Genomic DNA, 10720 nt, shown 5'->3' on the forward strand with positions numbered 1-10720 from the left:
ATGATTGCGATTATTTGTCCGAGCGTATTCTTGGAAAAAGAGGATTGGCCTTATTTATTTTTAAACCGGGCTCGGCAAGGGCCTTTTTGCCTTTCATATCGTCAAAACACGCCTCGGTAAGTCTTCCTTTAAACGCAAGCTGCCTCCACATCTCGGCGGCAGTAGAAGGCATAAAAGCCGATACTGCTATCGTTACGATACCCAGGCTCTCGAGGAGGTTATGCATCACGGCCTTCAACTCCTCGTCTTTCTTCTCTTTAAAAAGGGCCCATGGCTTTGACTCCTCAATATATTTATTGGCGGCGTTGACCAACTCCCATATAGAAGAAAGCGCGCCGCTGAAATTGATTTGGGCCATATTTCGTATCATGGAATCGGGTAAAGTTTTTATTATCTCTTTTATCTTGGCGTTCTTCTCTTCCGAAGCGCTGCCCGACGCTTTAGGAGGAATTATTCCGCCGTAATATTTTTCCACCATGGTGAGAGTTCTGTTAAGCAGGTTGCCAAGGTCGTTTGCCAAATCCGAATCATGGCGAGTAATTATAGAGTCTTCGTCAAAGGAGCCGTCGAGCCCGAAAGATATCTCCCGCAGGAGAAAATACCGGAATGCGTCCTTACCATAAGTAGCTATCATATAATTGGGGTCGACTATATTTCCCTTTGACTTGGACATCTTTTCGCCTTTAAATGTCCACCAGCCGTGGGCAAAGATCGTTTTGGGCATTGGAAGGCCGAGGGCCTTCAGCATAATCGGCCAATATATGGCATGATGCCTTATTATATCTTTTCCTATAATATGAAAATCGGCGGGCCAGAGAGAAAGAAATCTTTTCTCATCTTTGGGGTAACCGGCGGCGGATATATAATTTATAAGCGCGTCAAACCAAACATATGCTACAAAATCTTTATCAAATGGTATTTCTATGCCCCATTTTAGCCTATCTTTCGGCCTTGAAATACACAGGTCTATAAGCTCTTCGTTCGAAAGTAGCCCCATGATCTCGTTTCTTCTGGAGGTGGGTTTTATAAAATCGGGATTTGCATTTATATAATCCTTGAGCCAATCTTTGTATTGAGATATCTTGAAAAAATAGTTATCTTCTTCTATTTTTTCTACAGGGCGTTTGCAATCAGGGCAGACGTTTTCGCTCACCTGAAAATTCGTCCAGAATGTCTCGCATGGCGTGCAAAAATAACCTTCGTATTTCTTTTTATATATGTCGCCCTTTTTATTGAGAGCTTCAAGGATATATTTTACTGCTTCTTCGTGACTTTTATCGGTCGTCCTTATGAAAAAATCGTACTCTATATCAAGGTTTTTCCATAGGGTTTTGAAATTTTCGTGTATTTTGTCTACGAATGCTTTCTCTTCGCCCTCTTTATGCCCAGCCTCTATACTCGCCTCTTCTATCTTCTCCCCGTGTTCGTCTGTCCCCGTCAAAAAAAATACATCCTCCCCCAGAAGCCTGCGAAACCTCGCCAGGGCATCCGTAGCTATTTGGGTATAGGCGTGGCCTATGTGGGGGGATGCGTTTACATAATAAAGAGGCGTGGTTATATAGAATATTTTACCTCTCGCTTTTTCGGTCATTTCCGTTCCTTCGGGGATATGGTATTCCAGGGAATTTCTACCTGCCTGCCGTCTTCGGCTTCTATCGTTACCGTTCTTTTAATGGCATTTACATTTATTACTTTGCCTTTAACATCTTTGGTCTTTATCCTTTCGCCTTCGCGCGGCATGTCCTTCATCAATTCTTTATAACATTCGTGTTCATAACTAAGACAGCACATAAGACGCCCGCACAATCCGGATATTTTAGCGGGATTTAAAGGAAGGTTCTGGTCTTTGGCCATTTTTATAGTTACCGCGTCAAAATCCTTTAAAAATGAAGCGCAGCAAAGCGCCCTGCCGCACGGACCGAATCCGCCTAGAAAACGCGCTTCATCCCTCACGCCTATCTGCTTCAGCTCTATGCGCGCTTTCAAAATGGCCGCAAGGTCCTTTATGAGCTCCCTGAAGTCCACCCTCCCTTCGGCGGTAAAATAGAATACTACTCTTGATCTATCAAAGGAGTATTCGGCGTCAATGAGTTTCATGGGAAGATTGTGCGCTTTTATCTTTTCTTCGCAGGTCGCTATTACTTCCTTTATCTTCTTCTTATTTTTTTCTATCTGCGCGAGGTCCTGGGGGGTCGCTTCCCTTATTATCTTACGCAAGGGTTCTTCAACGACCTCCGCATCCAATATGATCTCCGGCTCCGATACGACTAAGCCGTAGTCAAGCCCCCTGTCGGCCTGCACTATAACGCAGCTGTCCACTACCGGACGCAGGCCGGATGTGGAAAAATAGCTTACCTTGCCCGCTTCTCTAAGCCTTACTTGTATTACTTCGTACATTTAAATACCTTTCGCCATCATCGCGCTAAGCGCGATTTTCGGGTTAATATTATTCTCAATCTCGTCTTTTGCTTTTAATACGCTATTGAATACATCCAAAAGTCTGTCTCTACTGTACAGCATTTCCTGCTCCTTTATATCATTTATCTTGTCATAGTTTATTACGAGTCCGGTGTCTTTGGTCGCCTTAAAAACCAGTATATCCCTGTACCAGGCGGCCAATACGGAAAGTTCATCTGATAAACTTCCGCGCGAGCTTCGGCTTAAAGTCTCAACAAACTCTTCTTCTGAAAATTTTTTCAGCACTCTGTCGCGGTTCGACAGTATAGCATCGCCCGCTTCTTTAAACCGTCCGAGCCTACCTTCGCACATCCTTGCCAAAGACGCTGCCTTTTGTCTTTCTATGCCGTATTCGGCTACAAGTATGTCGGCCAAAATACACGCTCTTAAAGGATCTATTCTTATTATCTGGCAGCGGGAAACTATAGTAGGCAGTAGATCTCCGGGCCTTTCGGCAATAAGTATTAATACAGAATATGCCGGCGGCTCCTCAAGGGTCTTTAAAAAAGAATTTGCCGCCTCAATGTTCAAAAGATGCGCGTCTTTGATTATGAATACCTTATACCGGCCTTCGTATGGCTTCAGAACTATATCCCTTACAATCCCCCTTATGCTCTGTATGGTTACCTCTCCGCCCTTCGCCTCGGGAAGCACTATTCTGACATCGGGGTGATTTCCGCTATCTATTTTTCTGCAGGATGGGCAGACATCGCATGGGATATTTTCCGAAGATGCGCAATTTAGCGCCTTGGCAAAATTAGCGGCCAAAAGAAAACGGCCGCTGCCTTTTAGTCCGGCAAATATATAGGAAGACGCCACTTTATTATTCTTTATGGCATTTTTTAGGCGGCTTATCGGTTCTTCCTGCCCCTTTATATCTTTAAATGACATCTTAACCTTTTAGATACTTAGTTACTTCTTTTTTGACAATTTGGTGCGTCTTCTCTATCGTGCTCTGTGTTTTTATTACTTTTATCCTCTTCTTGTCACCTCGCGCAAGCGTAAGATATCCGCGTCTTACCGCTTCGTGATATGCGAGCGATTTTCTTTCCATGCGGTCGGGCCCTTTGTATTTCCTCTTTCCGCTCGCCCTTTTAAGTCCAACTTTTACGCCGATATCCAATAATATAGTGATATCCGGCCTTATGCCCTGCGTCGCATAGCCATCGATGGTCTTTATCGTCTTGATATCCTGGTTGCCGGCAAAGCCCTGGTAGGCAAGTGTAGCATCGCTGAACCTGTCGCTTATTACTATAAGGTCTTTTGACAAAGATGGCAGGATAATCTTCTCTACGAGCGCGGCGCGGCTCGCTTCAAACAGCAATGTCTCGCAAACCGCATTTATGCCTTTATGCTTTGGGTTAAGCAGAATTTCCCTTATCTTTTCGCTGAGCGGTATGCCGCCGGGTTCGCGCGTCAATACGCACTTATAACCTTCGCTTACAAGATAAGTATAAAGAAGCGAGGCCTGCGTCGTCTTGCCCGAGCCCTCCGGCCCTTCAAATGTTATGAATACGCCTTTTTTCATCCCTTGATTCCGCTCAGCTTGATACCTTCGACAAAGAACCTCTGGTTAAATACGAATACTAAGATAACGGGGATCGTGACTAAAAGCGAGCCAGCCATAAGAAGGCTCCAGTCGGGCTGGGTATACTGGTAGACCTCCTGGAAATACGCAAGGCCTATGGGCAGGGTTTTTTTCTCTACCGATTCGGTAACTAAGAGCGGCCACATAAAATTATTCCATGAAGCCATAAACGTAAAAGTGGTCAAAGTCGCCAGAATCGGCTTCGAAAGAGGCAAAATTATCTTCCAGAAAATCCCGAACAAACTGCATCCGTCTATCCTGGCCGCGTCCTCAAGGTCGCGCGGTATTCCCATAAAGAATTGGCGCAGCATAAATGTGCCGTAAGCGGTAAATATGGCCGGGATTATGAGCGCTTTGTACGAATCTATCCACCTGAAATGGACCATAAGTATATATACCGGTACGAGCGTCACCGAACCCGGTATCATCATCGTCGCAAGATACGAGAAAAATATCTTGTCCCTTCCGGGAAAAGTAAGGCGCGAAAATGCGTATGCCGCGAAAGCGCTCGTGAACACCTGCCCCAGCGTAACGGCAAGGGCAACAAGTATGCTGTTAAGATAAAACCTCGCGAACGGCACTACTTTCCATACTTTCAAATAACTCGCCCACACTACCGGGTCAGGTATCCATTTTGGCGGAAACGCGTATACCGCCTGCGGCTCTTTTAGTGATGTGGAGATCATCCACAAAAACGGCAAAATCATGGTAATGCCGAAGAGTACGAGGAAGGCGTAGGTAATGCCTTTGAAGATAAGCTCGCGTCTGGTTTTACGCCGTTTGGATTCCGCTAATTCTTTTGATATTACTTCTGTTTTTTTCATTTTTCCACCAAAAAAAAGGGGACAGGCTACTTTTCCAAAAGAAGAAAGGCTTTTCCAAAAAAGTAGCCTGTCCCCTTTTTTTAATACTGAACCAGCTTCCCGCCAAATCGCCAGTTAATGATCGTTATTATGAATATAATGATAAACAGAAACCACGCCACGCTGGCGGCATATCCGACGTGGTGCCATTCGTACAAGTTATTATATATGTAATACTCCAATGTCGTAGTAGCGCCGTTCGGGCCGCCGCGCGTCATTATATACGCCTGTTCAAACCCGCCCTGAAAGCCCCATATGATACTCATTATTGTTATAAAAAATGTGGTGGGGCTTATCATCGGCCAAGTAACAGACCAGAATTTCTGCCATCCATTCGCGCCGTCTATTTCCGCCGCTTCATAGAAATCCTTGGGGATATTCTGCAGTGCCGCAAGATAGAGTATAGTATTATATCCGCCTATCGCGACCCACAGGCTCATTAACATAAGAGACGGTTTTGCCCACGCTATAGACGACAGCCACAAAGGCCCCTCCCATGCAAAGCCCAACATGCTGCCCAGCTTTGCAATCATGCTGTTTAGGAGCCCGAAATTCGGATTATATATCCATTGCCAGAGAAGGCATATAGCTACGCCGTTTGATATGGTGGGAAGAAAGTATATGGTCCTGAATGCCGTTATGCCCTTCAATTTCTGATTCATTATGATAGCGAGAATAAGCGAAGAAAATATCTGTATGGGTATGACCATCATAAGAAAGATGGTGTTCCCGGTAAATTTCCAGAACTTAGGGTCATTGGCTGCCCATGCGCCGTTATGGCAATGAAACCCTAACAATTTAATAAAATTATCAAAGCCCACAAACTTCGTCGAGAGGACCTGAGGCCATGGCACAAGCTGCGCGTCCATAAAACTGAGGAAGAGTGACGCCAAAACAGGCAGCGATGTAAAGATGAGAAATCCGAGCAGGTTGGGCAGTAGAAATGTATACGCGACCGCCGATTCTATATTCTTGGCTTTCCAGGCTTTCACTCCGCCCTCCATTTCGGGCCGTCTTTGGTATCCTCTATTATGACGCCCTCTTTTTCGAGGCCTTTTCTTATATCATCCGCCAACTTATAGTCTTTTTTCCTTCTTGCTTCTTCGCGCGCCCGGACTTTTTCGCTTATTGTTTTTTCAAGCTCGATCGGGATATCTTTTTTTACAAACGTAAGCCCCAGTACCTTTGCCGCCCCTCTTATAGTATCGGACAATTCTTTTAAAAGTGCCGATTTCACCGCCGGTTCTATGCCGCCGGAGGTAAGCGCAGAATTACCGGCTGTTACGGCTTCAAAAATTACCGCTAAAGCGCGCGCTGTATTGAAATCGTCTTCCATTGCCTTTTCAAACTCGGCGCGTATGGCTTCGACGGTTCCCGAGCCGGATGATTTTTTGGCCGACGCATTCTTGGAAACAAAGTCACCTGCCGCTTCAAGAAATATCCTGATCCTTAAAACGGCCGAGCCTGCCGCTTCTATCGCCTCATCCGTAAAATCTACCGGGCTTCTATAATGGCTTGATAAGAAAAATACCTTAAGGATATCCGGGTCTTTATACTTTTTTAGAAAATCGGCTATCGTAAGGTAATTCCCGAGCGACTTTGCCATCTTCTGGCCTCCTATGACAAGAAGGCCGTTATGCATCCAGCAGCGCGCAAATTTCTTTCCCGCGCCCTCTGACTGCGCAATCTCATTTTCATGATGCGGAAATATAAGGTCTATACCGCCGCCGTGGATATCAAACTTATCCCCGAGTATATCGGAGCTCATTACGGAACACTCGATATGCCAGCCCGGCCTGCCGTCGCCCCAGGGGCTCGGCCAGGAAGGCTCATCTTCCTTTGCCTTTTTCCACAAAGCAAAGTCGAGCGCGTCTTTTTTATTCTCGCCGGAAATCACTCTTCGGCCGGACTCCATATTTCCAATGGACTGATTTGACAGCTTTCCGTAATTTTTGGCCTTTTTAATATCGAAATATACGTCGCCGGACGCGGCATATGCGGCGCCATGTTCTATAAGATGTTCAATAAACTTGACCATTTTGGCTATGTAGGCCGTGGCTCTTGGCTCCAAGTCGGGTTCCATAATGCCGAGTGTTTCCATAGCCTTATGATACGAATCGAGATACTTGGAAGATACTTCGCTGACCGCGCTCAAAAGTTCCTTCCCGGCAAATTCCTTTTTCGCTTTATCTATTATCTTATCGTCCACATCCGTAACATTGCGGACGTATTTCACACTATAGCCTTTATATTTAAAATAATTGCGGACAACATCAAAAATAAAGGCCCCTCTCGCATGACCTATGTGCGGTTCGTCGTACACCGTGGGGCCGCATACGTACATTGTGACATGTTTCGCTTTTATCGGCCTGAATTCTTCCTTCTTTCGTGTGAGTGAATTATATATATAGATAGACATTTAATTTCACTTCTAGCTGAAAGCTTAATTATTTTTTCTCGTGCCAGTCCTTGATTTCCGACTCTATTTTATCTATCTCTTCCTGCAGACGGTCCAGCGAATTTGCGAGGGGATCGGGCAATGATGTATAATCCAGATTTATTCCGGGTATCTTTTTGCCTTCTCTTCTGGTTATGCGTCCGGGTACGCCTACGACCGTAGAATTCGGCGGGACGTCCCTTACCACAACGGCGTTTGCGCCTATGCTTACATTGTCGCCTATCGTTATATTGCCAAGGACCTTTGCCCCCGCTCCCACTACTATATTATCTCCCAAGGTCGGATGGCGCTTGCCCTTTTCCTTTCCTGTACCGCCCAGTGTCACGCCTTGAAATAGCGTAACGTTACTCCCTATTATCGTCGTCTCCCCTATAACAACGCCCATGCCGTGGTCTATAAATAGGTTCTTACCTATCGTCGCGCCCGGATGGATCTCGATGCCTGTGATTAATTTCCCGAGTTGTGAAAGAAGCCTCGGCAGGAAAGGTATTTTCGCATTGTGAAGAGTGCGGGTTATCTTATGTATAACTATGGCATGAAATCCTGAATACGTAAGCATTATCTCTATAGGGCTCGTCGCCGCAGGATCTCTCTCAAGGGCGGATTTTATCTCATTCTTGAAGAATGTGGCCGCCAATATTAAATAGAGGGCTGTCAGGATTATAATCAAAACCAGAAATTCTAATATCACGCCGAGTAGAAGCATTTCATTATCCTTTTTCTAGTAAAGCCGCAGCCTGGGCGGCTATCGCCTCACCTCTTCCGAGGGCGCCGACGCCTTCGGTGGTAGTCGCTTTGATATTTACCTTCTCTTTATCTATATTAAGCGCCTCTGCAATAGAGACTCGCATCTTCTCTCTGAAGGGGCTTATCTTCGGCTCTTCCATGACCATTATGATATCTATATTGCCGATGCGCCATTTGTCCCTTTCCAGCATGGCATTTACTTCCCTGATAAGCTCTTTGCTTGATATGCCCTTGTATTTAGGTTCGTAATCCGGAAAATGCTGGCCGATGTCACCAAATCCGGCCGCGCCTAAAAGCGCGTCACATATGGCATGAAGCACTACATCAGCGTCGGAGTGGCCTTCCAGCCCTTTGGCATACGGAATCTCCACTCCCCCGAGAAAAAGCTTTCTTTCTTTCACTAAGCGGTGAAAATCGTAACCTATGCCTATCCTTATCATAATAAATGTTGCCTTAGAAGCGCTTGGGCTATTTTTAAATCCTCTACCGTCGTAATCTTAATATTCTTATAATCGCCTTTTACGATCTTGACTTTTGTGCCGGCGCACTCGACCAGCGCGGCATCATCCGTGTAATATTTCCCGCGAGCCGCCTTCTTGTAAGCGCTTTCTATAATCTTCCGTCTAAAGGCCTGCGGTGTCTCGGCTTCCCATAAATGCCGCCGCTCGGGCGTATAGCTCACGAATGACCGGTCACGAGACACCTTTATAGTCGGTTTGACCGGGTGAGCTAAAATTGCCGCGCCGAATCTCGCTGCCGCATTAACGACTTTTTTGACAAGGCCCTTATCTACAAAAGGCCTTACGCCGTCATGTATCAACACGAGCCGCGCATCCTTACCGACGCGCGCTAAACCATTCTTGACCGATTGTGACCTTACCCGTCCGCCTTTTACTATGTGCGTTACTTTATTTATGCGGTACTTTTTGACGAGCGACGCCGCTTTTTTTATTAACGGCCTATCCACTACCAGAATAATATCATTTATTACAGGAGAACGTTCAAAAGCCATAAGCGCATATGTCACCAACGGCCTCTTCCCCAATCTTACAAAGGGCTTTTTCCCATTCGATTTAAACCTTCTTCCTTTCCCCGCCGCAACAACTATAGCTGTAGTATTCAACGTCGCTTGTCACCTTCTTCGAGTTTGGCAAAGATCATCCTGCCGGCAGAGGTCTGAAGGACGCTAGTGACTATAACTTTGAGGGCCTGCCCGATAAGATACCTGGCGTTATCCACAACGACCATGGTACCGTCGTCCAGATACGCAACGCCCTGGTTGTATTCCTTGCCTTCCTTGGTGATCCTGACCTGCATTACCTCGCCGGGCAATACTACCGGCCTCAGCGCATTCGCAAGGTCGTTGATATTCAGCACTGTAACGCCCTGAAGTTCCGCTATCTTATTCAGGTTATAATCATTCGTAACTATCTTGCCGCTCAAGACTGTTGCCATCTTTATAAGTTTTGCGTCTACATCCGTTATCTCGGGAAAATCTTCGTCGGCTATCTTTATATTCATGCTGGGATTTTTCTGCATTTTGTTCAATATGTCCAAACCGCGGCGGCCCCTGTTGCGTTTAAGCGTATCATTGGAATCGGCTACCTGCTGCAGCTCTTTCAATACAAAACGCGGTATTACAAGATGGCCGCTTATAAATTTGGTCTGGCATATGTCTGCGATCCTGCCGTCTATAATTACGGAAGTATCCAGGATTATAAGCTCCTCCGCCTGGTCGCGCCGGTCAAACTTCACATAAGGTATTATAAGGCTGAACTCGTCCTTACCGCGAAGCGAAATTACCATTCCCAGATAACAGAATATCAGTGTTAGAACGATCTGTATTGAAAGAAAGATCTCCGAATTCATCGGGATAAGCTTGATAACTGTAGTTAGTATCCAACTCATAAATATACCGAATATAAGCCCTACCAGGCCGGCTGAAAGGTTTCTGGTGGAAACCTTCCGCATAAACATCTCGCTCAATATCAAAAGGCCCGCGCACAAAAGACCCACGGTACCGCCTATAATCGGAGAACTGGTATTAACGTCGGAAAAGAAAGATCCTATGTAATAACCCGCCACCACGCTTAAAAACATAAAAAATATTCTTACAAATATTATAGTCAAAAAAATCACCTCCGTTTAGCGAACACTGTCTCAAGCGCCTCTTTTAAGAAAGATACCGGGATAATTTCCATATTGATCTTACCCGTCAAGCCGGTAAAATTGCTCTTAGGGATAATGGCGCGTTTAAAACCGAGGCGTTCGCTCTCTTTGAGCCTGTTTTCTATCTGGTTTATGCTCCTTATTTCGCCGCCCAATCCGACCTCTCCCATAATAACAGAGTCGTAATCGCACGGCGTATCTTTATAATTAGAGGCCATAGCAAGCGCTATACCCAGATCTACGGCCGGTTCTTGTATGCTCACTCCTCCCGCTACATTCACGTATATGTCAAACTTGCCAAACTCCATGCCCAAGCGCCGGTCCAATACGGCAGAAATAAGGGAGATCCTGTTATAATCGACTCCCCGCGTTTCTCTTTTTGGCGCGGCAAAATTTGTCGGTGAAAGGAGCGCCTGCACTTCCACTAAAAGCGGCCTC

At 45.8% G+C, this 10720-nt stretch carries 12 protein-coding genes; all 12 read right to left on the minus strand.

The window, feature by feature from the left end; translation table 11 throughout:
* Positions 1-10: 10 nt before the first annotated feature.
* On the minus strand, positions 11-1591 hold the full coding sequence (gene metG, locus KKI13_02250) for a methionine--tRNA ligase (GenBank protein ID MBU4487873.1): 1581 nt from the start codon (positions 1589-1591) through the stop codon (positions 11-13).
* Complete coding sequence (locus KKI13_02255) at positions 1588-2397, minus strand: stage 0 sporulation family protein (GenBank protein MBU4487874.1); 810 nt, start codon at positions 2395-2397, stop codon at positions 1588-1590. Before KKI13_02255 ends, metG begins: the two co-directional genes overlap by 4 nt.
* Entirely contained in the window at positions 2398-3348 is a 951-nt protein-coding gene (gene holB, locus KKI13_02260) for a DNA polymerase III subunit delta' (protein ID MBU4487875.1), read from the minus strand.
* Position 3349: 1 nt separating this feature from the next.
* Positions 3350-3985: a dTMP kinase gene (gene tmk / locus KKI13_02265; protein ID MBU4487876.1), complete on the minus strand. Its 636-nt coding sequence runs from the start codon at positions 3983-3985 to the stop codon at positions 3350-3352.
* On the minus strand, positions 3982-4869 hold the full coding sequence (locus KKI13_02270) for a carbohydrate ABC transporter permease (protein ID MBU4487877.1): 888 nt from the start codon (positions 4867-4869) through the stop codon (positions 3982-3984). Before KKI13_02270 ends, tmk begins: the two co-directional genes overlap by 4 nt.
* Positions 4870-4949: 80 nt before the next feature.
* Positions 4950-5900 (minus strand): sugar ABC transporter permease, encoded by a 951-nt coding sequence (locus tag KKI13_02275; GenBank protein MBU4487878.1) that lies wholly within the window; start codon positions 5898-5900, stop codon positions 4950-4952.
* A complete protein-coding gene (cysS, locus tag KKI13_02280) occupies positions 5897-7321 on the minus strand; it encodes a cysteine--tRNA ligase (protein ID MBU4487879.1) in 1425 nt (474 codons plus the stop codon). Before cysS ends, KKI13_02275 begins: the two co-directional genes overlap by 4 nt.
* Positions 7322-7355: 34 nt before the next feature.
* On the minus strand, positions 7356-8072 hold the full coding sequence (cysE, locus tag KKI13_02285) for a serine O-acetyltransferase (protein MBU4487880.1): 717 nt from the start codon (positions 8070-8072) through the stop codon (positions 7356-7358).
* A 4-nt stretch (positions 8073-8076) separates the two neighbouring features.
* Positions 8077-8553, minus strand: coding sequence for a 2-C-methyl-D-erythritol 2,4-cyclodiphosphate synthase (gene ispF, locus KKI13_02290; GenBank protein MBU4487881.1), 477 nt, complete (start codon positions 8551-8553; stop codon positions 8077-8079).
* Positions 8550-9236, minus strand: a complete 687-nt coding sequence (ispD, locus tag KKI13_02295; protein ID MBU4487882.1) for a 2-C-methyl-D-erythritol 4-phosphate cytidylyltransferase — start codon at positions 9234-9236, stop codon at positions 8550-8552. The genes ispF and ispD overlap by 4 nt, the downstream gene beginning before the upstream one ends.
* Positions 9233-10213 (minus strand): TRAM domain-containing protein, encoded by a 981-nt coding sequence (locus KKI13_02300; GenBank protein ID MBU4487883.1) that lies wholly within the window; start codon positions 10211-10213, stop codon positions 9233-9235. The genes ispD and KKI13_02300 overlap by 4 nt, the downstream gene beginning before the upstream one ends.
* A gap of 35 nt (positions 10214-10248) precedes the next feature.
* On the minus strand, positions 10249-10720 hold a 472-nt coding region (locus tag KKI13_02305; protein ID MBU4487884.1), incomplete at its 5' end, for a DNA repair protein RadA.

This window comes from Candidatus Omnitrophota bacterium, assembly GCA_018894435.1.
Classification (GTDB): Bacteria; Omnitrophota; Gorgyraeia; order JAHIPI01; family JAHIPI01; genus JAHIPI01.